Here is a 23,139-nt window from a genome sequence, read left to right on the forward strand (position 1 = left end):
GACAAGATTTCCCCCGATACCGAGTACGCCGCGATGCCCGCTGCCGACCCCAACCTGCCCGAAGGTTGGCTGGAAGTGGTGTCCATGGACATGGAGGCCAAGGGCGTGGCCCGCAAGCCCGACGGCAAGGTGGTGTTCATTGACGGCGCCCTGCCGACCGAGCTGGTCACGGCCAATGTGCACCGCAAGAAAAACAACTGGGAAGCCGCCAGCCTGCGCGAGATCCACCGCGAATCCGCACAGCGCGTGAAGCCCGGCTGCCCCCATGCCGGACTGCACGAAGGCGCCTGCGGTGGTTGCAAGATGCAGCACATGCATGTGGCGGCCCAGGTGGCGGTCAAGCAGCGCGTGCTGGAAGACAATCTGTGGCACCTGGGCAAGGTGAAGCCCGAAACCCTGCTGCGCCCTATCGAAGGCCCGACCTGGGGCTATCGCTACCGTGCCCGCCTGTCGGTGCGCTATGTGATCAAGAAGGGCAAGGTGCTGGTGGGCTTCCATGAGCGCAAGAGCCGCTACATCGCCGACATGGAAACCTGCAAGGTGCTGCCGCCCCATGTGGATGCCATGCTGATGCCCATGCGGGCACTGATTGCCAGCCTGGATGCGCGCGAGACCTGCCCCCAGATCGAAGTGGCATGCGGCGACGACGTGACGGCCCTGGTGCTGCGCCACCTGGAGCCCTTGAGCGACGCCGATCTGCAGCGTCTGCGTGACTTCGGCACGCAGTACGATGTGCAGTGGTGGCTGCAGCCCAAGGGACCGGACACCGTGCACCTGATGGAGCAGGGCGGCACCCAACTGGCGTATTCCCTGCCGGACTTCGGCATCACCATGCCGTTCAAGCCGACCGATTTCACCCAGGTGAACCCGCACATCAACCGGGTGCTGGTGACGCGTTCGCTGCGCCTGCTGGCAGCGCAGAAGACGGACCGCGTGATCGACTGGTTCTGCGGCCTGGGCAACTTCACATTGCCGTTGGCAACGGTGGCGGGCGAGGTGCTGGGCATTGAAGGCTCGGATGCGCTGGTGCAGCGCTCGCACGAGAATCTGGTGGCCAACAATGCGGCCCGTGCCGACGGCGACAAGCTGGCCCCCACCACGTTCGTGGGCCGCAACCTGTTCAATATGACGCCCGCCATCCTGATGGCCGACGGTAATGCCGACAAGTGGCTGGTGGACCCTCCCCGCGAAGGTGCGTTTGCGCTGGCCAAGGCGCTGGCCGACATCCACCAGATCCGCATTGGAGCCAAGCAGACCGGTGTGGCCACCGAGGAACAGCCCGATCTGCTGCCGCCGCTGCCCGAAGGCCATGAGAACTGGACTTTCCCCGAGCGCATTGTGTATGTGAGCTGCAGCCCGGCCACGCTGGCGCGCGATGCGGGACTGCTGGTGCACCAGGCGGGCTACCGCTGCGTGACGGCCGGTGTGGTGAACATGTTCCCCCACACCGCCCATGTGGAGTCGATGGCGGTGTTCGAGCGCGCTTGAGCCTGAGGCCGGGCGGATGCCGGATAGTGTCCTCATGCGCAGGACTGCTCCAGCCACAAAAAAAGCCCCGGCAACGGGGCTTTTTTGCGTCTGCAGCAGTGCGGCAGGCCATGGGTGACGCCGACAGGATCCCGGCAGGCCGCACGGTGGCACATGGCCGCCAGCGTCCGTGGGCCTCAGCTGCGGTCGCGGCTTTCGGTTTCGACGGCGTCGTTGTCCGAGCGATTGCGGCGCTGCACGGGTTTTTGCGTGAAGACCGAGGGCGTGCCTTCGATCTTGAATTCGCGCATGTAGCTGTCCATGTCCTTCCAGCCTTCAAACACCAGGCCCTTGGGGGATTTGGGGTTCAGGGCGTAGCAGTCTTCCAGTCCACGCATGGCGTGGCGGCATGCGCCGCCGATGGCGCGGGCTTCGCTTTCCTTGGCGACGGTGCGCGGATCCGGGCCAAGGCCGGGGATTTCATTGCAACCGGCCAGCAGTGCGCTGAACGCGCACATTGCCAGCAGGGTCGGGCGAAAGGGGTGGTGGATTTGGGGCATCTTGTCCCCATTATCGGCAGCTGCAGCGGAATATTGAGTGCTTTTTACATGCTGCAGAGATGGCGCATCAGAAGGTGGGCTGAAGGCGATGGAGCAAGCGGACACAGCGATCAAAAAAAGAGCCACCTGCCAAGCTGGCCTGTGGGGATCTTGATCCGGGGGCAGGCCCTGGCGGGTGGCGCTCAGGCGGGGCGCGGCGGCAGGGCCGGCTGCGTTCAACAGCCTACCGCAGCAGACCGGTTTACCAGCCCCACAGCAGGCTGCGAGCCACCCAGCCCTGGGTGCCGCTGGGGCTGCGCACCTTAGCCCAGCCGGCGCGCTTTTCCAGCGTGCGCACCACTTCGTGCTGTTCCAGCTTGCCGACCACGCGGTGGTTGGCGCCCGGGCCGTTGCGCAGATTGGCAATGCGGGCCTTGACCACATGGTGGGCCTGCGTGCTGGTATTGGGGCGGTAAACCCAGCCCAGGGCGGATTCGTAGTCCCGCACTTTCAGCCAGTTGCCCTGGCGCGCAGTGACCTGCAGCGGGTAGCCCTTGGACAGCTCCCACTGGACCTGGGCACGTGCCTGGGGTTGGGCGCGCACATTGGCGCTGTTGCCCTTGACGCTGACAAACTCCGGTGCCCGGGCGGCACTGGGCAGGGCGGTCCAGCTGGTGGCCAGGGTGGCCGCCACCAGCAGGGCGTGGGGAAGCGATGAACGGATGGAACGGTGAACGCGGTGTAGGGCGGCGGTGAACACGCGGCAAAGACTCCTGTGCGGGTGGTGCGCGGTGCCGCTGTCTGCCCTCAAAGCCAGCCAATCGGGCGCCGCGCTGTGTATGGATACTGCACCCGCCGGGCCATGCCTGCCGGGGTGCATCTCTGGCTGGAGTGCCGCGCTGCGCCGAAAGTTCCCGGAAATTCAGATGCTGTGGCGCTCTGCGGGGGCAGAGCCTGCTATCGAAGTTGTTGCGCGTGTGGTCCAGGCCAGCACAAAGCACAGTGCCAGCGTGGGCAGGGCCGCGCCGGTCTGAGGCAGCCAGTGGGCGATGGCGTGGTAGCAGGCAATGCCGGCCAGCCACAGGCCGATCGACACCGGGTGCAGCGGGCGGGCGCCGGCCATCCAGTGGGCAGCGGCCTGGGCGCGGTCGGCCGCAGACTGGAATGCCAGGCGGCCGAGGATGACGCCGAACATGGGTACAAAGATGGAGCTGAGCGTCAGCAGGAACGGCTCGATGCTGTGCATGGGCAGCACCAGGGCCAGGGCGGTGCACAGGGCTGTGAGCAGCAGACCCCAGCGGCGCACGCTCCAGGCCGGCAGCAGGCTGTGCAGCGCCAGGCTGCCGGAATAGGTGTCGCCATAGGCGTTGTCCACCTCGTCGATCAGGATCAGTGTCAGCGCAATCAGGCCGCCCTGGGCCAGCAGCAAGGCGGTGAGCAGGTCCTGCGAAGGCAGGGTCAGTGCCACCAGCACGCCCAGACCGTAGCACCAGCAGTTGGCCACGGCAAAGCCCAGCCAGGTGCCGCGCAGCGCACTGCCACCGCTTTTGCCGTGGCGGGCGTAATCGGCCACCAGCGGCAGCCAGGAGATGGGCATGGCAATCACCAGGTCCATGGCCGACAGCCAGGACATGCCGCCTTCGCCCCGGCGTTGCCACAGGCTGTCCCAGCCGATGGCGCTGGCGCGCTCGGCAAAATGCCAGCTCAGCCACAGCAGCGAGAGCACGACCAGGGGCAGTGCGATGCGTGCAATCAGCTTGCGCACCAGCTGGATCATGGAGCCACTGATCATCAGCGCCACCACCGCACCCCACAGGGCCGTGGCGCCCAGCATCCAGCCCAGGCCGGACTGGCCGCTGATGGCCAGCGTGGCGTCGCGCATCACCACCAACTCGAACGTGCCCCAGCCCATCAGCTGGATCAGGTTCAGCGCGATCGGCAGCTTGGCAAAGTGGCTGCCATAGACATGGTGCATCAGCGCCGCACTGCCCAGGCCGGTATCGCAGCCGATCTTGGCGACCCAGGCCAGCAGGCCAGCGCCGACGATGGAGCCCAGCACAATGGTCCACAGAGCTTCGCGCAGGCCCAGGGCCGGCACCAGATAGGCACCCACCTGCATCACCAGCAGGCCCACGCCCAGGCTGAACCACAGGGAGGCATGGTCGTGTGTGGCGAATACCCGTTCGCTGGCCGCCACCTGCGTGAGTGCCTGGTTGTGCGCCGGACTCTGTCCTGGAGCGTTGGAAGAAGGAGAAAAAGACATGGATGCTCCGTATCGATACGAAGCAGGGCGCGTGGCCAGCGTGGTGCGCGGGCGGGCTGCGCAGGGGAGCCCCTGGCGGCTGGCTGGCACCGAGATGGTTCGGCTTCCCTGCGCGAGGATGATCTCGACGCGCACCACCGATCTTTTCGACTGGACGGTACGCGAAACAGGTTCAAAGGGTGTGATCTCAGCCCGGGCCCTGCGGCACGGACACCCCTAGCGGTTGCAGTCCATCAAGACTGCGGCGGCGATTGTACGGGAGCACCCGCGCCGCCCGTATAGATGGCAACAGGCGCCGCAGGGGCGGGCCTGGGGAGAGAGGAGGGGCTTGGCAAGGGCGGGAAGGGTGGGGGAGAGGCCGCGCAAACGCATGAACGCAAAAAACAGCGCGCAATTGCAGCGCGAACCGTTTCGGGTCAGAAAATTTGGCTACAATCACGGCTTCGCTTCTGAAGTGTTTCGCCCAGTCCCTTGTGCCCTGGGACACCAGGAAAAGACTTCAAAAGCGGCTTCAAAAAAAGTTGCTGATTTTGTTTTTAGCACTCATTTTTGTAGCGTACAATCTAGTTTCTGTCGGAATGTAGCGCAGCCTGGTAGCGCACTTGCATGGGGTGCAAGGGGTCGCGAGTTCGAATCCCGCCATTCCGACCATTTATAAAGCAAAAGGGCTAGCAACAATGTTGCTGGCCCTTTTCTGCGTCTGAGACTTGATTTTTTGTATTGACAACATGACCAGCAACCGGCCCGCGCCGACCGCTGCGCCAACACCCGACGGGTAGTGCATATTTATGATCGAAGGTTTGATTGCAGGTCGCCTGACGGGTACACCCGAAGAGCGCACCGACCGTTTTGGCAAGCTGTTCATGGTGGCGCGCATGCGCGCCACAGCCAATGACGGCAGCAGTCTGTTTGTGAACGTGGTGGCGTTCGACCCCGTGCCGTGCAACCAGCTGCGTGAACTGGAAGAGGGCGACGCCGTGAGCCTGACCGGCCCCATGACCCCCAAGGTGTGGACCGACCGCCAGGGTGTGAACCACGCTGCGCTGGATGTGGTGGCCTACCGGGTGCTGGCCCTGCCGGTCAAGCAAGCGGTCCAGGACTACAACTGAGCGCAGTGCGCTGCTGCGGGCATTGTCCCGCCATGCCCGCGCCGGCAGATTTTTCTGGCACGCAGTCATGCTCGCCGCCGACAGGCCGCAGGCGATCTACGTAGCCGCACCGGCCTGCGCCGATGCCTGGAGTGCACGGGGGCGCTTTATGCCTTTTATCGATATGCATCGGAAAAAGCATTCTGAGCTGCGGGCCTGGAAGCGGGGTACATTGCTGGTTTTCCCCAAGCTCTGAGAGATACCCGTGAACAAGCGCCATTTCTTCCGCAATGCCCTGGCCGTGGCCGCTGTCGCCACCCTGTCGCTGGTGGCCCAGGCCCAAGACAAAGTGATCAAGATCGGCGTCACCGCCGGCCCGCACGCCCAGCTGATGGACCAGGTCAAGAAAGTGGCCGAGCGCGACGGTCTGAAGCTGCAGGTGGTGGAGTTCAGCGACTATGTGCAGCCCAACGCGGCCCTGGTCTCCGGTGATCTGGATGCCAACAGCTACCAGCACAAGCCTTATCTGGACGCTCAGATCAAGGACCGTGGCTACAAGCTGGTCAGCGTGGCACCCACGGTCAACTTCCCGATCGGCCTGTATTCCAAGAAGGTCAAGCGTTTGGAAGACCTGAAGTCCGGCGCCAAGTTCGGCATTCCCAACGATCCCACCAACGGCGGCCGCGTGCTGCTGCTGCTGCAGGACAAGGGCTTGATCAAGCTGAAGCCCAACGTCGGCCTGAAGGCCACGCCGCTGGATGTGGTGGAAAATCCCAAGAAGCTGCGCTTTGTGGAGCTGGATGCGGCCCAACTGGCGCGTTCGCTGGACGATCTGGATGCCTCGGCCATCAACACCAACTTCGCCATTGCCGCCGGCATGAGCCCGAAGAAGGACGCCATCACGCTGGAGCGCGCGGACAACCCCTATGTGAACATCATCGTGGTGCGTGAAGCCGACAAGGCCCAGCCCTGGGTGGCCAAGCTGGTCAAGGCCTACCACTCGGACGAGATCCGCCAGTTCATCGACAAGGAGTTCAAGGGCTCCGTGGCTGCAGGCTTCTGATCGCGGCCAAGGCCTTCGACGTTCCACTGCCTACTCCACCTCCGTTCCGCAGCCGGTCTGCGGTATGGGAATAAAAAAGCTGCCAGGTGCAACCGGGCAGCTTTTTTTGTCTCTGCGGGCAGCGCCGCATGCATGCCGGGAGTGTGCTGGTGGTCTGTGTCCGGAGTCTGGTTTCCGAATCCGGCGCTGCCGGTGTGCTGCGTTGGTCAGCGTGCGCTGCGTTCCTGGGCGGTATCGATGGCATCGACGATGGCCGCGCCGGTGGATTGCACGCCGGGACGGTCAAAGCCCGGGCCGGGGGTCACGTTGGGATTGGCCAGCAGGCGCGCACGCACCTCCTGGGCTTTTTGCATATCGGCCGGCAGGGGCGGGCTGGTGGGGCGGGCCGCGGCCGGGGCCACCGGCGTGGCCGTGGCGCGGCGGTAGGCGTCGAACTGTTGCTGCTGCTGGCGCTGCTCCTGTGCTTCCTGGCGCCAGTGGTTGCTGAGGAAATAGCCCAGCGCAAACATGCACAGCACGGCCACCAGGCTGATGGAGACCGCGGTCAGTACCCAGTTCTCATCACTGGCGCGGCGGGGTTTGTGGGCGATGTACTGCGGCATGGCGATCTCGGGAAAAGCAACTGGTGCGCAACGCGGGCGCTGCACGCAAGCTAATGTAATTCGAGTTTGAACTGGACGGGATGCCTGGGGTTTGTGCGGCGGATGGGTTGAGGTGGCGAGGCGCTTGTCTGCGGAAAAAGCCTGCCACATGGCTGGAAGCGCCGCCTTGATGCATGCCAAGTGGTGGCTCGTGCCATCGCGAACGGCGATGGTCGGGGTGGCAGTGCTGGCGTCGAGGACACCATGGAGATGGGGCTCAGGATCTGTGATGTGTGAGGGTCTTGCGTTTTAAAGCTTCTTTTGTGCGCAAAGATGTATTTCTGCGCGTAAAAAGTGCGCGTGGTGGTGGTGTGGCGGTAGGGGGGTGCGAGCAGAGCCGCTCTGCAGGATTTCCGACGGGCGGCGTGAGGCCCACGTCTGGGTACTGCCCCCAGGGAAGATGCCATCGTGGATGCAGCGGGCGCTGTCTAGAATTTGCCGCTTCGTATCTGGAGACATACAAGGATTCCCCCCATGAGCATGTTCCGCCGTTCCTTTATCGCCACCTGCGCAGGTACTGCCCTCGCGCTGTCTGCCGGGGCCGTCATGGCCGCAGGCAAGGAAGTGAAGCTGGGTTACGCCCTGCCGCAAACCTCGCACTACGGAGCCGGTGCCAATGGCTGGTCGCAGGCCATCGAGAAGTCGCTGGGCGGCAAGTTCAGCTTCAAGCAGTTCCCCGCCAGCGCCCTGGGTGGCGAGCGCGAACTGATCGAAGGCCTGCAACTGGGCACCGTGGAGGCGGCCATCGTCTCCACCGGCGCCTTGAGTAACTTTGTCAACGAAGTGGGCGTGGTGGACATTCCCTTCCTGTTCCGTGACACGGCCCATGCCCGTGCCGTGCTGGACGGCAAGTTCGGCCAGGACCTGCTGGCCAAGTTCCAGCAGCGCGGCCTGGTGGCGCTGGCCTGGGGCGAGCAGGGCTTTCGCCACCTGACCAACAACAAGCACGCCGTGAAGAGCGTGGCGGACATGAAGGGCCTGAAGATCCGCGTGACGGAGAACCCGGTGCACATCACCGCTTTCCGCACCCTGGGTGCATCGCCTACGCCCATGAGCTGGCCTGAAGTGATCAGCGCGCTGCAGCAAGGCACCATCGACGGCCAGGAGAACCCGATCTCGGTGCTGGCCTCCACCAAGCTGTGGGAGGTGCAAAAGCACCTTACACTGACGGCTCACGTGTACGCACCGGTCGTATTCATCATGTCGCCCAGCTTCTGGGGCGGCCTGAGCGATGCGGAAAAAGCCGCCTTTACCCAAGGCGCGAAGTCCGGTGCTGCAGCCTCCCGCGCCTTTGTGGACGCTGTGGAGAAAAAGGGTGTGGAAGAGGCCAAGAGCCATGGCATGCAGGTCGTCGACAAGGTGGACCAGGCTGCTTTCCGCACCGCCCTGGAGCCTGCCTACCAGCAGTACGCCAAGAAGTTCGGTCAAAAGACGCTGGACACCATCGCGAACGTGAAGTAAGTAGCACGCGCAGTTTGCGACTGCACTGCAGGCCTGCGTCCTCTGGAAAGAGGGCCGCGGGCTGCATGCGTTGTGGGCTGTGTGTGCAGCGCCGCGGGGCAGGAATGGTCCTGATCCTCCGGCAGTGTTGGACTCCTTACGGAACGATGGGACCGGGCGGGCAGCGCAGGCAGCTGGCCGGTTCGTCGTGACTGCATATGCTCGATCGCATCGAAAAAGGCCTGGTGGCAATCAACCGCTGGGTACTGATCTTTTTGTTGCTGGCCATGGCCATCATCATTTTCTCCAACGTGGTGCTGCGCTACACCACGGGTGACTCCATTGTCTGGGCTGAAGAAGTAGCCCGCCACATGATGATCTGGGTGGCGTTCCTGGGTGCCGGTCTGGCGCTGCGTTTTGGCGGCCATGTGGCCATCGACAATCTGCACCGCTCGGTCAGCACACGCACGGCACAGCTGCTGCGCACGCTGGTGCTGCTCTGCCTGTCGCTGTTCTTCATCTTCATGACCATCTCGTCCAGCGACTATGTCTGGCGCACGCGCTTTCAAAGCACGGCGGCCACGGACATTCCGATTTCCTTTGTCTATGCGGCCATGCCGGTGGGCTTTGTGCTAATGCTGGTGCATCTGCTGTTCATTGCACGCGGCTATATCGCAGACGGTTCCTACAAGGAATCCACAGAGATCGACGGCGAAGCCGCCGGCTCGCTGTAAACAGGGCTGAGAGAAAGAAAACACACCATGGCTTTGACCCTGTTTGTTTGTATTGTGCTGCTGATGGTGTTGGGCGTGCCCGTCGCCTTCGCACTCGCCATTTCTTCCGCTGTCGCCATCTTCGTGGGCGGCAAGTACCCCCAGCTGGTGGTGTTCAAGGAAATGTTCACCGGCATCGACAGCTTTCCGCTGATGGCGGTGCCGTTCTTCATCTTCGCGGCCGAGCTGATGTCCGGTGGCGCGCTCACCCATGTGCTGCTGCGCTTTGCCGCGCAGTTCGTGGGCCATCTGCGTGGTGGTCTGGGCTATGCCAACGTGGGCTCGTCCATGCTGTTCTCGGGCATCTCCGGCTCGGCCCTGGCCGATGCGGCCGGCCCCGGGGCGATGATGGTCAAGATGATGCAAAAGGCCGGTTACGATCGCCCCTATGCGGCCGCGTTGTCGGCCAACGCCGCCATCATGGGCCCCATCATCCCGCCGTCGATCAGCATGATCATTTACGCGCTGCAGGATGAGAACGTGTCTGTGGGCGGACTGTTCATTGCCGGCTTCATTCCCGGCCTGCTGATCGCTGCCGCGCTGTGCGTGGTGAACTGGTATGTCAGCAAGAAGCGCGATTACCGCTCCACCGATGCACGCCCCTCGGGCCGTGAAATGCTGCTCAACACCATCAAGGCGCTGCCGGCGCTGGGCCTGGTCGTGCTGATCATCGTGGGCATTCGTTTTGGCATCTTCACCCCCACCGAAGCTTCGGTGGTGGCCGTGGTCTATGCCTTCGTCTGCGGCAAGTGGGTCTACCGCACGCTGCGCTGGGATGCCATTCCGGCGCTGACCTCGCGCTCGGCGCTGCTCACCGCTTCGGTGCTGCTGGTGATGGCGGCGTCCCAGCCATTCGCCTGGATTCTGACGGTGGAGGGCATTCCACAGTACCTGTCCGAGCTGATCATCAGCTGGGAACTGTCGCCCATCATGTTCCTGATTGCGGTGAATGTGCTGCTGCTGCTGTTCGGCATCTTCATGGAGCCGCTGCCGGGCATCATGATTCTGGTGCCCATCCTGGCGCCCATTGCCAATGCCCTGGGCATTGATCCCATCCAGTTTGCGATGGTGGTGGTGGTCAATCTGACGCTGGGCATGATCACGCCACCGGTCGGAGGCCTGCTGTTCGTGACCTGTGTGGCCACCAAGACCACGCTGAGCGAGCTGAACAAGGAGCTGCCGCTGTTCCTGCTGGCGCAGTTTGTGGTGCTGATGCTGCTGACCTTCATTCCGGCTCTGTCCGCCTGGCTGCCGCACACACTGGGCTTCTGAGTGCCCCCATCTGATAAAGCCCGCGATGTCGTTTGCGGGCTTTATTTATTTTGGGAATGAGGATTTTTTCTTTTATTTCCTATGGTACTATACGTCTGTCGGGAAATGATTGACTCCACGAAGTAGGAGTTGGTCCCCGACGCGAAATACCGCGAGGTGGAGCAGTCTGGTAGCTCGTCGGGCTCATAACCCGAAGGTCGTTGGTTCAAATCCAGCCTTCGCAACCAAAGACAAAGCCCTGGTCAGCAATGACCGGGGCTTTTGTTTTTTCAGCGCTGCGCAGGCAGCCCTGCCATGGAGTTGTCACACAGCAGTGGCACGATGCAGAGCGCTGGGAACAGGTGGAGCCGTTGGAACACTGCTTTGCCCCTGGCGCTAATTTCGAAGCTTCCCAAGCCCCGGCCGTCACCGCCGGGGCTTTTTTGTATGGAAAGTTAAACAAGCCCTTGCCTGACGACAGCACGCTGGGGCAGACGATGGCCATGGCACGGCATCCGCTCAAAACTGGAAATAGCAAGGGCATTGCCGCCCTGGCGCATGTTTCCAAGGAGAGTCAGATGAACACCCGCACACCCAACCACCCCGCACAGCCGACCGACCCCGATCTGCGTGAGCAGGCGCAACCCGGTCACGGCGTGCCTTCGCAAGACCCCGAGGACGCGGCCCAGGTCGGGCTGACGCCGCAGGAATCCGAGAGGGAAGCTAGGTCGTCCTGGGTCGGGGGCGGCGTGATTGCGGGAGTTGCCGCAGGTGCGGCAACGGGCGCCGCGGTGGGCGGCCCGGTCGGGGTGGTGGTGGGCAGTGCCGTCGGTGCGGTGGCTGGGGCCCTGGGCGGATCGGCTGCCGGTGCGGCGGTCAATACCGATCAGGCCAAGGCAGACGCAGAGGACCGGCAAGGCACGAAGTGATCCCTCAACGGCCTGGCATCCATGGGGTATCCGTCCGGGATGGACTGCTGGCCCCCGGCCTGCTGCCAGCCAAGTAGCCAAGCACCCTGGGCACTTCTGGTGCAGGGTTCACTTGGTGGGGATCTTGCTTCCCAGCGGCTTTCCGTCAGTACCGCGGGCATCCGCATCCTTGAGGCCGCGCTTCAGATCCTGGTGCGCCTGTTTCATTTCCGGGGGCGCTTTGCCATCCGTCATGTCCACCGACTGGTCGCGCTCATGCGGCAGTTTGGCGGCTCCCGGGTCGGAAGGCTGTTGCTTGCGTGTGGTGTTGATCGTGGTTCCCGTGGGGGTGCCCTGGGGGGCTTTGGGTTGAGGTGTCATGTGTCACTCCTGTATCGGATCAGTGTGGATTGACACCGCAGGAGGGTGTGTAGGCCAGTTGCCTGCTTCCGAATTGTGTGGAAATGCATGTGGGGGCTTGTCTCACAGACAGGGGGCGCTGGGCGGCCTATGTTGGGGAGGTCTCGCACACGGTGTGCAGACACCAGACACCTGCCCACAGCAGGTGCCCATAAAGGAACCCACGATGACGGAAGCAAAAACGACCAAGTTGGCCCTGGATCAAAAGCGCCTGGAAGCTGCCAAGCGCAGCCTGGACAAAGGCGCGGTGGTGCCGGACTTCAGTCCCTACCGTGAAGACATCATCAAGTTGCTGAACGATGCGCTGGCCACGGAATGGGTGTGCATCCTGCGTTACAAGCGTCACCATTTCACGGCTTCGGGCCTGGAGTCTCCCGCCATAGCCGAGGAATTTCTGGTGCACGCCAATGAGGAGCAGGCCCACGCCGACCGCATTGCCACACGCATCGTGCAACTGGGTGGCGAGCCCAACCTGGACCCCGACACCCTGACCCGGCGCAGCCATGCCGATTACAACGCGGAGCTGGATCTGCACGCCATGATCCGCGCCAACCTGGTGGCCGAGCGCGTGGCCATTGAGGCCTATACCCAGATGGTCGACTTGATCGGCGACAAGGACCACACCACGCGCCGCATGATCGAACAGATTCTGGAACAGGAGCAGGAGCATGCCGACGAACTGTCGGACTGGATGAAAAAGGCCCGATAAGCCGCGCAAGGCCATCACGTCCACCGTGCTGCGGGGGCTCACCCTTCTGTGCCGACGGGCGCGGATCGGGTGATTTTTGTGCGCAAGGGCTTCAGAATCGCTCCAGGCTGCCGATAACAGGCAGAGAGGCCGCATGGTTGCAGCCTGTAGCAAGGAGCGAAACTGGCTGTGAGCACTATTTCTGCAATCCGAACCGGCGTGTTGGCGGGTGACGTCAACCAGGGTGTGGCGGTGTCGCCCAGCACTGCGGTAGTGAAAAGCGTGGCCGTTAGCACCACACCGGCGCGCTCTACGGTGGTGAACGTGGATACGCACGTCGCCTCGGACGTCACCTATGCCAAGTCTGCCTCCCTGTCCCAGAACCGGCAGGCATGGTCTAACCCGGTACAGGACGATGTGAGTGCCATCATGGCCCGCAACAGTGCGCGCCGCCAGTCCGATGGCCTGGCAGCGCAGTGGCGCGGGCTCGGCAGTGCTGTCCTCAGCCAGTTTGCGGCCACCGGCATGGCCTACCGGCAGATGCTGGTGAACTACGACTCCGCGGGCATGGGCACCGGATCTGCGAAAGAGCTGGATCAGGCGGCGCTGGACAGTTTCAGCAGCACGGTGGCAAAGGCCAGCCTCACGGTCCAGACGCGCTCGGGCACGACGGTGGAGCTCACCCTGGCCGTGGACCGGGGCGGTGTTCTGGGCCGCAATGGTTTGCAGGTGGAGATCAAGGCCTCCGGTTCGCTGAGCAGCGCCGAAAAGCGTGCGCTGGCCCAGTTGGCCCAGGGCTTTGACAAGGCCGTGGAAGGCTTGGGGCAGCCCGACCAGCCCCGCATGGACATTGCGGACCTGGCCAATTTCGACCGGAACGTGCTCAAAAGCGTGGATCTTTCGGTCAAGAACCCGGGCGAGGGAGAGCTGCTTTCCTCCTTCGACCTGCACCTGGGCGCAGACCGCAATGCGATTGCCTATGCCGGCGCGCTGGGCAAGGTCGACGTGGATGTGGACGCACAGATGCCGTTGGGACGGACGGACGACCAGCAGCGGCAAGCGTCCATCACCGAACTGCTGCGCCAGGTGGATGCCGCAGCGCAGCGCAGCCATGCAGACAGCCGTCTGGTGACGCTGTTCAAGGACGCATTCAGCCAGTTGCACAGCGCAACAGGCGCCACGGGCGCACGGATTGCGGCATTGTCTGGCAACCCGCTGTCGGGCCGCATCGACCCGATGCTCAGCGGCCTGGCGGACTTCAACGCCAGCTTCAGCGGCGCTTTCGAGCGCACGGGGCGCTTCGGGGCTGTGGTGGAAACGGGTACTGCCTCTTACCAACTCAGCCAGGAGACGACGCTGGTGCCCAGCGCCCAGGCTGATACCTGGACCATCGACCAAAAGCAAAGCGAGAGCCTGGTGGCCCAGTATGTGAAGTCGCGTGGCGACGTCATGCTGGACATGAGTTCCGGGAACTACGATGTCTTTACTGTGAACGACAGCACGGAGAAGTTGACCACGGTGTCTGTGGTGGAGGGTCGGGTGAGCGAAGCCCTGCGGACCACGGAGCAGAACCTGCTGCAGACCATGAAGAAGCTGGTCAACTTCAAGGTGGAAGACGAGCAGGACACACCGGTGAACCGCAGCCAGCTGGAAATCCTGCAGCCCAATGGCTGAAGCGGCTGCGCTCAGCGTATTCCGCTGGCGTGGCCCAGGTGTGCGGGTCACTGCGGGGCAGGAGGAAGGAGGGAGCTGGCAGTGGACGGCCGCTTGGGCCAACGCAGCCAAGTCATCTCTCCGCGCTGGATTGGACAACTCGGCGGCAGTGGCGCGCACGCCAGCAACCGTGGCTGAATGGCTAGCGGGGACCACAGGCAGGAAGATCTGCGCGACCCGGGTGGGGGCTGCAATATGGGTGGGGCTCGGCTTGCTCACAGGCTGCATGGACATTCGCACCACAGGGCAAGTCCGCGGGCAGCCGTGCGACCGAATCCAAATAACGGGTGCTGGCCATAGGAGCCGCAGCATCCTTGATGACTGCGTCAATGCGTGCCTGGGCCTCTGGGCGCTCCGCCCACTTCTTTTGCTGTGCTTCACGCAGCAGAGCCTCACCGGTCATACGCTGTCGCAGCCAGTTCTGCAAGCCCTTCGCGGTTGTTCTTGAACTTGGCGCGCGCCTTCGCGCATGGCTCGCAATAGCGGCTTCACTTAGGCAGGGGAGATGTTGTGGGCCCAGCTTGGTAACGGCAGGCTACGAGGCCTTTGGTGCCGAATAGGCCTTGATCCACTTGTACAGGCTGTGCTGGCTCGCGGCGATCCGAGCGGACACGTCAGTCACCCGGCGGCTTCGCTGCGTGATTTGCTTTAACGCCTCAAGCTCCCAGGTGGCGTCATCACCCCTCGATCCCTACGCAGCCGGATGCGCTCACACGCCAGCACACCCACCGGCCTGCCATTGCGGCATTCTCGAATGCATAGCAAAAGGTGCCGACAGGTATTGCTGCAGGCCTGTTTCCAGTCCTGCAGCACATCCGTTTGTGTGAGTGCGAAATACCTGAACTCAGGGATAGCGAAACGCCCCCACCTGGTGGTAGATTGCAATTTTGTAAAAAACCTCTTACAAATTCGATGCAACTAGGTGACTGACGGACTTCATTCGTCACACCTCTTCGCCGCACCACCAAGCTGCTGCCAGTACCCAAAGCCAGCGCTGCATTGTGTATACCGCCCACTCTTCGATAGCGCTGAATTGCGCACCCCAATGAACCAGATCTACCGCGTAGTGTTCAACGCCGTCACCGGCGCATGGCAAGCCGTCAGCGAAATCGCCCGCGGCCCCGGCAAAAGCAGCCGCAGCGCGAAACGGTCGCGCAGCAGTGCATTGCCTGTGATGAGCGCCGGAGCGCTGCTGCTGACCTTATCCCTTGGCGGTACATCAGCCTACGCCGCGTGCACACCGGCGACGCCGACCAATGGATCGGCGGTGGACTGTTCCGCTGTCAACACGAACCTTGACCTGGCGGCCAACAATCTGGTGATCACCCTCATGTCCGGCGGGGTCGTGACGACGTCCGATCCGAGCAAACCGGCGTTTACCGTGACGGGTGTCGGTACTTCCCTGTACAACGGCGGTTCCATCGATCCCTCCATTGGCTCGTCCGCATTCTCCGCCACCGCGCTGAAACTCGTAAGCCCCGTTTTCTCCAACCTGTCGCTCACCAACGCCGCCGGCAGCGTGATCCGCGGTGTTTCCGGCGACCTCAACGGGGCGCTGATCGATCTCACCGGCGTGGCGCTGGACATCAACAACGGGCTCTCGGGCCGTACCATCATCGATAACTACGGCCTGATTTCCACGACCCTGGCCATCGGTGCGAGCGAAAACGCGGCCAACCGGCCGGTGGTCGCGATCTACGGCGGTGGCCGGGTGATCTTCCTCAACTCCGGCAGCGTCATCGGGCGGGTCGGCTTCGAGTCCTCGCTTGCGGGCAATATCTTCACCAACGGCGGCACGGTGATCGGCAGTGTGTCGATGGGCGCCGGCGGCGCCAACACGTTCACCGCGGTCACCGGCTCGTCGGTCAGCGCCAGCGGGGCCGGCGCCGGGGAGTTGACCGTCATCGGCATGGGCGGGCTGAACTTCGCGCCTACCGGCATCGTCGATGGCGGTGCCGGTGGCAACAACACGCTCAGGCTGCAAAACGACATGAGCGGTGGCAGCGGCACCAACGTCGGCACCGGCATCATCGATTCGACGAAGTACATCAATTTCAGCAACCTGGTGGTCGACAGTGGGACCTGGACGCTGCAAGGCGCATTGTTGAGCGGTGCCTCCACCCAGGCCACCCTCGATGGCGGCGTGCTGCTGATCAACGACGGGGCCTTCGCCGGTAGCGGTACGATCTACGCCAATGGCGGCACCCTCAATAGCTCCTCGTCCTCGATCAGCATCGCCAACAACATCGTGTTGGGCTTCAACATCGGCACGGGTCGCAACGGCCTGACCGTCAGCAACTTCACCACGCCGTTCACCCTGTCGGGCGTGATCTCGGGGGGGAGCAATGCCGCTTTGACCAAGAGTGGCGCGGGTGTTCTGCGCCTGGATGGCACCAATACCTACAGCGGTGGCACGGCCCTCAATGGCGGCTCGCTCATCATCGGCAGCAGCCAGGCCCTGGGCACCGGCGCTGTCAACGCCGCGACCGGCACCCGGATCGACTCCGGCGCCACCGCGACCCTGAGCAACATCATCAACCTCACCGGCACCGTGAACTTTGGTGGCACCGGCAACCTGACCCTGAGTGGGGCGCTGCAGGGCAACGCCAGTTCCGTGCTCAACAAAGATGGCGCCGGCACCCTGGTGCTGTCCAATGCCAGCACCTACGGCGGCGGCACCACGCTCGGCGGCGGGACCCTGCTGGTCGGCAACAATGCGTCACTGGGCGGCGGTGCGCTGACCGTGTCCGGCGCATCCAGCCTGGGCGCCACCCAGTCGGTGGTGCTGAACAACGCCGTGGCGCTGAACAGCAACCTGACGGTCAGCGGCGACTTCGCGCTGCGCCTCAACGGCAACATCACCGGCGGCGCGGCCAACAAACTGATCAAGACCGGATCGGGCAACCTGACCCTGACCGGCACCAGCAACTTCCAGGGCGGCGTCGAGCTCAATGGCGGCACCCTGACGGTGGCCACCAACTCCGGCGCCCTTGGCAGCGGCGCCGTGACCGCCACCGGCGACAGCCGCCTGGAGTACACCGCGCCGCAGGTGTCGAGCACCCCGATTTTCATCAACAACGGCGTGACCCTCGAGCTCGCCAACGTTGTCCAGATCATCAACATGGGCTCGATCGGCGGCTCCGCCACCAGCACCCTGGCGAAGACCGGAAGCGGCGAGCTCATGCTGTTCAATGCCAACGCTTTCAGCGGTTTGCTGGACGTGCGCCAGGGCACCGTCACCGCAGCGGTCGCCAACGCGCTGGGCAACAACCCGAACGTGCTGGTCGGCAGCGGTGCAACCGTCGCGCTGACGGCCAGCAACACCATCAACAGCCTGAGCGGCGCCGGTCAGGTGAGCGTCATCGCCGGCAGCACCTTCACGGTGGGCGCCGGCAACGCCAGTTCGACCTTCTCCGGGGCACTCAGCGGCTTGGGAGCCCTGACCAAGTCTGGTACTGGCACCTTGACCCTGAGCGGTATCAGCGGCCTCACCGGTAACACCACGGTCAGCACCGGTCGCCTGAACATCGCCTCCAGCGGCTCGCTGGCCAGCAACCTGGTCACCGTGGCCAACGGCGCGACCCTCGGTGGCAGCGGTACGCTCACCGGTGGCGTGACCATCAATAGCGGCGGCCATCTGGCCGTCACCAGCGGCAGCACGCTCAATACCGGTACGCTGACGCTGGCCAGTGGCAGCAACCTGGATATCGGGCTGGGCACGCCGACCATCGCCACGCCGATGATCAACGTCACCGGCAACGTGGCGATCAACAGCAGCACCTTTAACTTTTCCGATATCGGTGATTTGGCCAACGGCACCTACCGCTTGTTCAACTACACCGGCACTCTGACCTACGGAGGTGCTAACCCAGGAATCTTCCCGACGGATGTGGTGCTCGGGCAGATCACCCTGTCGATGGACACCGTGGCCAAGACAGCCAACATCGTCGTCAACTCGCCGGCCCTGGCCACCCAGTACTGGGACGGCAACACCTCGGTTGCCAACGGCACCGTCGAGGGGGGTAGCGGCGTCTGGAATGCGACCAATACCAACTGGACCAAGTCCGCCGGTGCCAGCAACGGTATCTGGAAAGGCGCCTCGGCAGTGTTCCAGGGCGCTTCGGGCACCGTAGTCCTCGAAGGTCCGCAGAACGTCAGTTCCCTGCAGTTCAAGACCGATGGTTATACGTTGACTGCCGGTGCGGCAGGCGCCCTGAGCCTGGTCAACGGCACGGGTGGGACAGCGCTGTTTACCGTCGACAACGGCGTCACGAGCCTGATCGATGCGCCTGTCGACGGCACCGGCAAGCTGCAGAAGAGCGGTGCCGGGACCCTGGTCCTCGCCGGTAGCAACAGCTACAGCGGTGGCACCTCCCTCAGCGCCGGCACCCTGGTGCTGCGCACTGACAGTGCGCTGGGCAGCAGTGCCCTGACGCTTGCCTCCGGCACTTCGCTGCGCGCCGACATCAGCGATGTGCAATTGAACAATGGCATGGTGTTCTCTGGTGTGTCCAACATCCAGGTCGATGGCACCACCAACCTGACCCTCAACGGCACCGTCAGCGGCGCCGGCGGTCTGCTCAAGATCGGTACCGGCACCCTGGTGCTCAATGGCAACAACACTCAACTGGGCAATACCTGGCTCAATGCCGGTGGCCTGGTACTCGGCAGCAGCAGCGCGCTGGGCGCGGGCGGGCTGAACACGGCCCACGGCACCACGCTCGACAGCAGCCTGCCGGGTGCACTGGTCGGCAACAACGTGATGATCAGCGGCAACCTGACCGTTCTCGGCACCCGCGACATGTCCCTGACCGGCATCGTGTCCGGCTCCGGCGACCTGATCAAGAACGGTGCCAGCGCGTTGAACCTGACCGGCGCCAACACCTTGAACGGTACCGTTGCGCTCAATCAGGGGGTTTTGCGTCTCGGCCAGAACAATTCGCTGGGCAACACGACACTGAATGTCAACGGTGCATCCAGCCTGGAGGCTGCTTCAGACATCACCGTCGCCAATGCGGTAAACCTCCATGCGAACCTGAGTGTGAGCGGGAGCAAGGACCTGACCTTGAGCGGCACGGTGTCCGGCACTGGTGGCTTAGTCAAGGACGGCAGCGGCAAGCTGACCCTGTCAGGCACCAACAATTTCAGTGGAGGCGCCGAAGTGAAGGGTGGGACACTGAACTTCGCAGGCAGCGGTCTGACCTTGAGCGGGAACTTGGATGTTGCCGGTTCTGCCGCCCTGGGGGTGGCATCCAGTACACCGCTGACGGTGGACGGTGCCGTCAATCTTCGAGATGCTTCCACGCTGTCTATCAACTCTCCTTCGCATCTGATGGCAGAGAGCGTGAACATTGGCTTGGGAGTGGGCATCAACATCACAGGGATCAGCTCCCTCAGCCAACTCGATCGTGTGCTGATCTCCACCACCAATGGTATCCATGGCGACTTTGGGGTGGTCACCGTTGGCGGCTTCTCCGGTACGCAGGATTACTTCACCCTCACAACGCGAAAATCGGCGGACAGCAAGGAGTATGTGGCCAGCTCCGCCCTGAGCTGGGCTGCCCAGAACAACCTGGCCCATGGCACTTTTACGCTGGCAGGCGCTGCTGAGGAATTCGACGTCGGTGTGGCTCTGAGCGATCAAGCGGCAAACCCCGGCTGGGACGGCAGGTCCCTGGCCAAGAACGGCAACGGTACGTTGATTCTTTCCGGGGCCAATAGCTATACCGGTACTACGACCATCAATGGCGGCACCCTGCAACTGGGCAATGGTGGCGCCAGCGGCAACCTGGGCACTGGCGCCGTCACCAACCACGGGACTCTGGCCTTCAACCGCAGCGACACCATGACGGTCGCCAACGACATCAGCGGAGCCGGTGCTTTGCTGCAGTCCGGCACGGGGAAAACCGTGCTCACTGGCAACAACAGCTACCAGGGCACGACCACCATCAACAGCGGCACGCTGCAAGTTGGCAATGGCGGCACCAGTGGCAATCTGGGCGCCGGGGCCGTGACCAACAGCGGCTCTCTGGTCTTCAATCGCAGCGATGCCTTGACCGTCGGCAATGACATCAGCGGCACTGGCAGCCTCACGCATGTTGGCACGGGCGTCACCACTCTGACCGGCAGCAACAGCTATACCGGAGGCACTTTTGTGCAGGCGGGTACGCTGAAGATCGGGGCGCTCTCTTCGCTGGTGCAGGGCACGCTTTATCAGGTGAGCTCCGGTGCCACGCTGGACCTCAATGGCTATGCGCTGGTGACTGGCGGCGTCTCTGGTGCTGGTAATGTGGCCCTGGGTTCACAGGGCCTTACAGTAAACACCGGCGCGGCTGTCGTGTCTGAGTTTGACGGCAAGATGGAAGGTACGGGTTCGCTGACCAAGGAAGGTGAAGGCACGTTGGCTCTGAACACCGCCAACACCTTTAGCGGCGGTGTCAATCACAAGGCCGGCAACATCAATCTTGGCAACGAGAAGGGCCTGGGCAGCGGTACGCTGGCCATGGACGATGGAACCAAGATTACCTTGACCGCCAACGGCATGAACATTGCCAATGATCTGCACATGACCGGTGACAATGATCCCATTGTCGACACCGGCACCAACAACGCGACCTGGGCAGGTGCCATCACGGGAGCTGGTTTCCTGACCAAGCAAGGTACCGGTACGCTGACGCTGACCAGCGCTGGCAATACCTACAACGGTGCCACTGATGTGGCCCAGGGAACGCTGCAGGCCGGAGCGGCCAACACCTTCAGCAGTGCCTCTGCCCATACCGTGGCCAGCGGCGCCGTGCTGGATCTGGCGGGCTACAGTCAGACGCTGGCCAGCCTGAACAACAGCGGCACCGTCAAGCTCAGCAGCAACAGCGGCGCTGCACCGGGCACGGTACTCAAGGTTACCGGCGCTTATGTGGGCAACAACGGCAATCTGGGGCTGTCCACCGTATTGGGCGCTGACGGCAGCGCCACCGACAAGCTGCTGCTGTCCGGTGCTTCGGCCGTCGCCAGCGGCAACACCACCGTGTACATCACCAATGCCGGGGGGCTGGGGGCCCAGACCGCCAGCAGCGGCATTCAGGTCATTGGCACCGAAAACGGAGCCAGCTTGCAGCCGGGCAGTTTCTCTCTGGCCGGGGGCCATGTGGATGCCGGTGCCTATGAGTACCGCCTGACACAGACCGCTCAGGGCGCCGCTCTGCATTCGACCAATACGGGAGCGACGACACCGGCCACGGCTTACCGTGCCGAAGTGCCGCTGCTGTCGGCCTTGCCCGCACAGCTGCGCCAGGCCGACATGGCCATGCTGGGCGATCTGCGCAAACGCATGGGCGATGAAGGCACGCAGGCGACCACCGGCTCGGATTCTGGCGCCAGCCGCCGTGTCTGGGGCCGCATTCTGCGCACCGATCCAGAGGTCCGCCAGCAAGGCACGGTCAGCCCTGAAAGCAGTGGTCACCTGACCGGCTTCCAGGCCGGTCTGGACCTGTATGCAGACCAGAGCGTCAAAGCCGGTATCTATGTCGGTCAGCTCGAAGGCGACATGAGCGTCAAGGGCTTTGCCAGTGGCGAGGAGCGCAAGCACGTAGGCTTCAACAACCTGCGCACCCGCTACCTGGGCGTTTACAGTAGCTGGCTGGATCAGTCTGGTCTGTATGCCGATGCCGTGCTGCAAGCTGCCGACTATCGCAGTAGCCTGCGCACGGCAGATGATACGGCTCAGGCCCGAACCAACGGCAGCGGCTGGCTGGCTTCTCTGGAGATGGGCAAAGCCTTTGCGCTGAGCCCCAGCTGGTACATCGAGCCTCAGGCGCAGATCATTTATCGCAAACTGAGCATCGATGACACGGCGCTGAGCCTGGCAACGGTCAGGAACCAGGCCGGCGATGACTGGACCCTGCGTCTGGGCGCCCGCCTCAAGGGCAGCTTCACCACCAGCGCTGGTGTGCTCCAGTCCTATGGCCGCATCAACGTTTACAAGTCCAGCAACACCACCGATATCGCCAGCTTTGCGGCGCCCGGCGGAACCACCGACATCAAGGCCAAGGGTGGTCATACCACCACCGAGATGGCCGCAGGTGCCAGCCTGCAGCTCAACCCGCGCACCAGCCTGTATGGGGAGTTGGGCAAGCTGTGGGCCAACGGCGGCGACAGCCGCGTCAAGAGCGGGGTGCAGGCCTCCATTGGTGTGAAGGTGCAGTGGTGACACGGGCTGGCTGACGAAACAGCCGGATCACAGAACCAAGGCCCGCAGTGAACGAACTGCGGGCCTTGCTTTTTGCATAGCGCGCAGGAGGCGTAGATCTGGCGTGGGAGCGTGGGCCGTGAATGGCTTACATCGTTGCTTTGCAGCCATTGACGTGCAGACTCCGAGTCGCTGCAGCAGGACATGCTGCAACAGCCGTCATTCACCCGGCAGCAGACTGCCAGGACAACGGATACCGCGCATACGGTCTGGAAGCCCTGTGGATGCTGGAGATCATTGCCATGGCCCAGAACGCAGGCTTTACGCTGGACGAAATCCGCAGCCTGCTACCGGATTCGCAAGCCGTCTGGCAGCACCAGGCCTTGCTGGAAAGCCTGCAGCGCAAGGTGGCCGAGATTGAAAAACTGCAGGAGCGCCTGGCGCAGAACCGGTCGCAGTTGCTGGTAGCCATTGCGAGCTTGCACCGTCGTCCCGAAGATCTGGCCTGTGCCCAGCGCCCGCAATGGGTGCTGGACCAGTTGCGAGGGCCGACGTCCCCAACCGCCTGCTGAACCAGCGCTGCAGGCTGCGCCCGGGCTGCATTTTCTTGACCGCGGCTGCCATGCCGAAACCGGGTAAAGCCAAGCCCATCGCGGCCAGTGTACAGACCAGACCATCCCGCCACACGCCACACGCCACA

At 63.4% G+C, this 23,139-nt stretch carries 18 protein-coding genes and 2 tRNA genes; 14 read left to right on the top strand and 6 right to left on the bottom strand.

Annotation, left to right across the window (positions count from 1 at the left end; translation table 11 throughout):
* Window positions 1–33 precede the first annotated feature (33 nt).
* The gene (gene rlmD / locus B3349_RS02990; RefSeq protein ID WP_291586319.1) at window positions 34–1,488 is read left to right on the top strand and encodes a 23S rRNA (uracil(1939)-C(5))-methyltransferase RlmD; all 1,455 of its coding nucleotides are present in this window, start codon (window positions 34–36) and stop codon (window positions 1,486–1,488) included.
* Window positions 1,489–1,664: 176 nt separating this feature from the next.
* Here rlmD and B3349_RS02995 read toward each other — a convergent pair whose 3' ends face one another.
* The 3 genes from B3349_RS02995 to B3349_RS03005 all read right to left on the bottom strand — a co-directional run bounded on the left by B3349_RS02995 (window position 1,665) and on the right by B3349_RS03005 (window position 4,269).
* The gene (locus B3349_RS02995; protein ID WP_414646842.1) at window positions 1,665–2,027 is read right to left on the bottom strand and encodes a hypothetical protein; all 363 of its coding nucleotides are present in this window, start codon (window positions 2,025–2,027) and stop codon (window positions 1,665–1,667) included.
* Between the two features lie 241 nt (window positions 2,028–2,268).
* Entirely contained in the window at window positions 2,269–2,766 is a 498-nt protein-coding gene (locus tag B3349_RS03000; RefSeq protein ID WP_291586286.1) for an SH3 domain-containing protein, read from the bottom strand.
* A gap of 162 nt (window positions 2,767–2,928) precedes the next feature.
* Window positions 2,929–4,269 (bottom strand): purine-cytosine permease family protein, encoded by a 1,341-nt coding sequence (locus tag B3349_RS03005; protein ID WP_291586288.1) that lies wholly within the window; start codon window positions 4,267–4,269, stop codon window positions 2,929–2,931.
* Window positions 4,270–4,843: 574 nt separating this feature from the next.
* Between B3349_RS03005 and B3349_RS03010 the strand changes: the two genes are divergently transcribed.
* The 4 genes from B3349_RS03010 (at window position 4,844) to B3349_RS03025 (ending at window position 6,420) form a co-directional block, all read left to right on the top strand.
* A tRNA-Pro gene (locus B3349_RS03010) sits at window positions 4,844–4,920 on the top strand.
* 137 nt (window positions 4,921–5,057) lie between these two features.
* Window positions 5,058–5,378 (top strand): single-stranded DNA-binding protein, encoded by a 321-nt coding sequence (locus B3349_RS03015; RefSeq protein WP_066535317.1) that lies wholly within the window; start codon window positions 5,058–5,060, stop codon window positions 5,376–5,378.
* Window positions 5,379–5,445: 67 nt separating this feature from the next.
* The gene (locus B3349_RS03020; protein ID WP_291586289.1) at window positions 5,446–5,613 is read left to right on the top strand and encodes a hypothetical protein; all 168 of its coding nucleotides are present in this window, start codon (window positions 5,446–5,448) and stop codon (window positions 5,611–5,613) included.
* A gap of 3 nt (window positions 5,614–5,616) precedes the next feature.
* Window positions 5,617–6,420 (top strand): MetQ/NlpA family ABC transporter substrate-binding protein, encoded by an 804-nt coding sequence (locus B3349_RS03025; protein WP_291586320.1) that lies wholly within the window; start codon window positions 5,617–5,619, stop codon window positions 6,418–6,420.
* Between the two features lie 206 nt (window positions 6,421–6,626).
* Here B3349_RS03025 and B3349_RS03030 read toward each other — a convergent pair whose 3' ends face one another.
* Window positions 6,627–7,022 carry a hypothetical protein gene (locus B3349_RS03030; RefSeq protein WP_291586290.1) on the bottom strand — a complete coding sequence of 132 codons (396 nt, stop codon included), beginning with the start codon at window positions 7,020–7,022 and terminating at the stop codon, window positions 6,627–6,629.
* A 513-nt stretch (window positions 7,023–7,535) separates the two neighbouring features.
* Between B3349_RS03030 and B3349_RS03035 the strand changes: the two genes are divergently transcribed.
* The 4 genes from B3349_RS03035 (at window position 7,536) to B3349_RS03050 (ending at window position 10,773) form a co-directional block, all read left to right on the top strand.
* Window positions 7,536–8,522, top strand: coding sequence for a TRAP transporter substrate-binding protein (locus B3349_RS03035; protein ID WP_066535310.1), 987 nt, complete (start codon window positions 7,536–7,538; stop codon window positions 8,520–8,522).
* Window positions 8,523–8,719: 197 nt separating this feature from the next.
* Window positions 8,720–9,235 carry a TRAP transporter small permease gene (locus B3349_RS03040; protein WP_291586291.1) on the top strand — a complete coding sequence of 172 codons (516 nt, stop codon included), beginning with the start codon at window positions 8,720–8,722 and terminating at the stop codon, window positions 9,233–9,235.
* Window positions 9,236–9,262: 27 nt separating this feature from the next.
* Window positions 9,263–10,546, top strand: a complete 1,284-nt coding sequence (locus B3349_RS03045; protein WP_291586292.1) for a TRAP transporter large permease — start codon at window positions 9,263–9,265, stop codon at window positions 10,544–10,546.
* Window positions 10,547–10,696: 150 nt separating this feature from the next.
* Window positions 10,697–10,773, top strand: a tRNA-Met gene (locus B3349_RS03050).
* On the opposite strand, the gene B3349_RS03055 is transcribed toward B3349_RS03050, so the two are convergent.
* Complete coding sequence (locus tag B3349_RS03055; protein WP_291586294.1) at window positions 10,752–11,030, bottom strand: hypothetical protein; 279 nt, start codon at window positions 11,028–11,030, stop codon at window positions 10,752–10,754. The genes B3349_RS03050 and B3349_RS03055 overlap by 22 nt on opposite strands.
* Before the next feature lie 73 nt (window positions 11,031–11,103).
* Between B3349_RS03055 and B3349_RS03060 the strand changes: the two genes are divergently transcribed.
* Window positions 11,104–11,454, top strand: coding sequence for a hypothetical protein (locus tag B3349_RS03060; RefSeq protein WP_291586295.1), 351 nt, complete (start codon window positions 11,104–11,106; stop codon window positions 11,452–11,454).
* A gap of 108 nt (window positions 11,455–11,562) precedes the next feature.
* On the opposite strand, the gene B3349_RS03065 is transcribed toward B3349_RS03060, so the two are convergent.
* The gene (locus tag B3349_RS03065) at window positions 11,563–11,814 is read right to left on the bottom strand and encodes a hypothetical protein (RefSeq protein ID WP_291586296.1); all 252 of its coding nucleotides are present in this window, start codon (window positions 11,812–11,814) and stop codon (window positions 11,563–11,565) included.
* Window positions 11,815–12,019: 205 nt separating this feature from the next.
* Here B3349_RS03065 and B3349_RS03070 point away from each other — a divergent pair, with 205 nt between their 5' ends.
* The 4 genes from B3349_RS03070 (at window position 12,020) to B3349_RS03085 (ending at window position 23,011) form a co-directional block, all read left to right on the top strand.
* On the top strand, window positions 12,020–12,562 hold the full coding sequence (locus tag B3349_RS03070; RefSeq protein ID WP_291586297.1) for a ferritin-like domain-containing protein: 543 nt from the start codon (window positions 12,020–12,022) through the stop codon (window positions 12,560–12,562).
* A 168-nt stretch (window positions 12,563–12,730) separates the two neighbouring features.
* The gene (locus tag B3349_RS03075; protein WP_291586298.1) at window positions 12,731–14,215 is read left to right on the top strand and encodes a hypothetical protein; all 1,485 of its coding nucleotides are present in this window, start codon (window positions 12,731–12,733) and stop codon (window positions 14,213–14,215) included.
* A 1,084-nt stretch (window positions 14,216–15,299) separates the two neighbouring features.
* A complete protein-coding gene (locus B3349_RS03080; protein ID WP_291586299.1) occupies window positions 15,300–22,460 on the top strand; it encodes an autotransporter-associated beta strand repeat-containing protein in 7,161 nt (2,386 codons plus the stop codon).
* 263 nt (window positions 22,461–22,723) lie between these two features.
* Window positions 22,724–23,011 (top strand): MerR family DNA-binding protein, encoded by a 288-nt coding sequence (locus tag B3349_RS03085; protein ID WP_291586300.1) that lies wholly within the window; start codon window positions 22,724–22,726, stop codon window positions 23,009–23,011.
* Window positions 23,012–23,139 lie beyond the last annotated feature (128 nt).

The sequence above is a fragment of the Comamonas sp. UBA7528 genome (genome assembly GCF_002479375.1).
GTDB lineage: Bacteria > Pseudomonadota > Gammaproteobacteria > Burkholderiales > Burkholderiaceae_C > Comamonas.

Coding starts and splice junctions, on each gene's coding strand:
- rlmD (WP_291586319.1), top strand. CDS start 34: ATGCCCGCTGCCGACCCCAACCTGCCCGAAGGTTGGCTGGAAGTGGTG.
- B3349_RS02995 (WP_414646842.1), bottom strand. CDS start 2,027: ATGCCCCAAATCCACCACCCCTTTCGCCCGACCCTGCTGGCAATGTGC.
- B3349_RS03005 (WP_291586288.1), bottom strand. CDS start 4,269: ATGTCTTTTTCTCCTTCTTCCAACGCTCCAGGACAGAGTCCGGCGCAC.
- B3349_RS03015 (WP_066535317.1), top strand. CDS start 5,058: ATGATCGAAGGTTTGATTGCAGGTCGCCTGACGGGTACACCCGAAGAG.
- B3349_RS03020 (WP_291586289.1), top strand. CDS start 5,446: ATGCTCGCCGCCGACAGGCCGCAGGCGATCTACGTAGCCGCACCGGCC.
- B3349_RS03030 (WP_291586290.1), bottom strand. CDS start 7,022: ATGCCGCAGTACATCGCCCACAAACCCCGCCGCGCCAGTGATGAGAAC.
- B3349_RS03035 (WP_066535310.1), top strand. CDS start 7,536: ATGAGCATGTTCCGCCGTTCCTTTATCGCCACCTGCGCAGGTACTGCC.
- B3349_RS03040 (WP_291586291.1), top strand. CDS start 8,720: ATGCTCGATCGCATCGAAAAAGGCCTGGTGGCAATCAACCGCTGGGTA.
- B3349_RS03045 (WP_291586292.1), top strand. CDS start 9,263: ATGGCTTTGACCCTGTTTGTTTGTATTGTGCTGCTGATGGTGTTGGGC.
- B3349_RS03055 (WP_291586294.1), bottom strand. CDS start 11,030: ATGGCCATCGTCTGCCCCAGCGTGCTGTCGTCAGGCAAGGGCTTGTTT.
- B3349_RS03060 (WP_291586295.1), top strand. CDS start 11,104: ATGAACACCCGCACACCCAACCACCCCGCACAGCCGACCGACCCCGAT.
- B3349_RS03065 (WP_291586296.1), bottom strand. CDS start 11,814: ATGACACCTCAACCCAAAGCCCCCCAGGGCACCCCCACGGGAACCACG.
- B3349_RS03070 (WP_291586297.1), top strand. CDS start 12,020: ATGACGGAAGCAAAAACGACCAAGTTGGCCCTGGATCAAAAGCGCCTG.
- B3349_RS03080 (WP_291586299.1), top strand. CDS start 15,300: ATGAACCAGATCTACCGCGTAGTGTTCAACGCCGTCACCGGCGCATGG.
- B3349_RS03085 (WP_291586300.1), top strand. CDS start 22,724: ATGCTGGAGATCATTGCCATGGCCCAGAACGCAGGCTTTACGCTGGAC.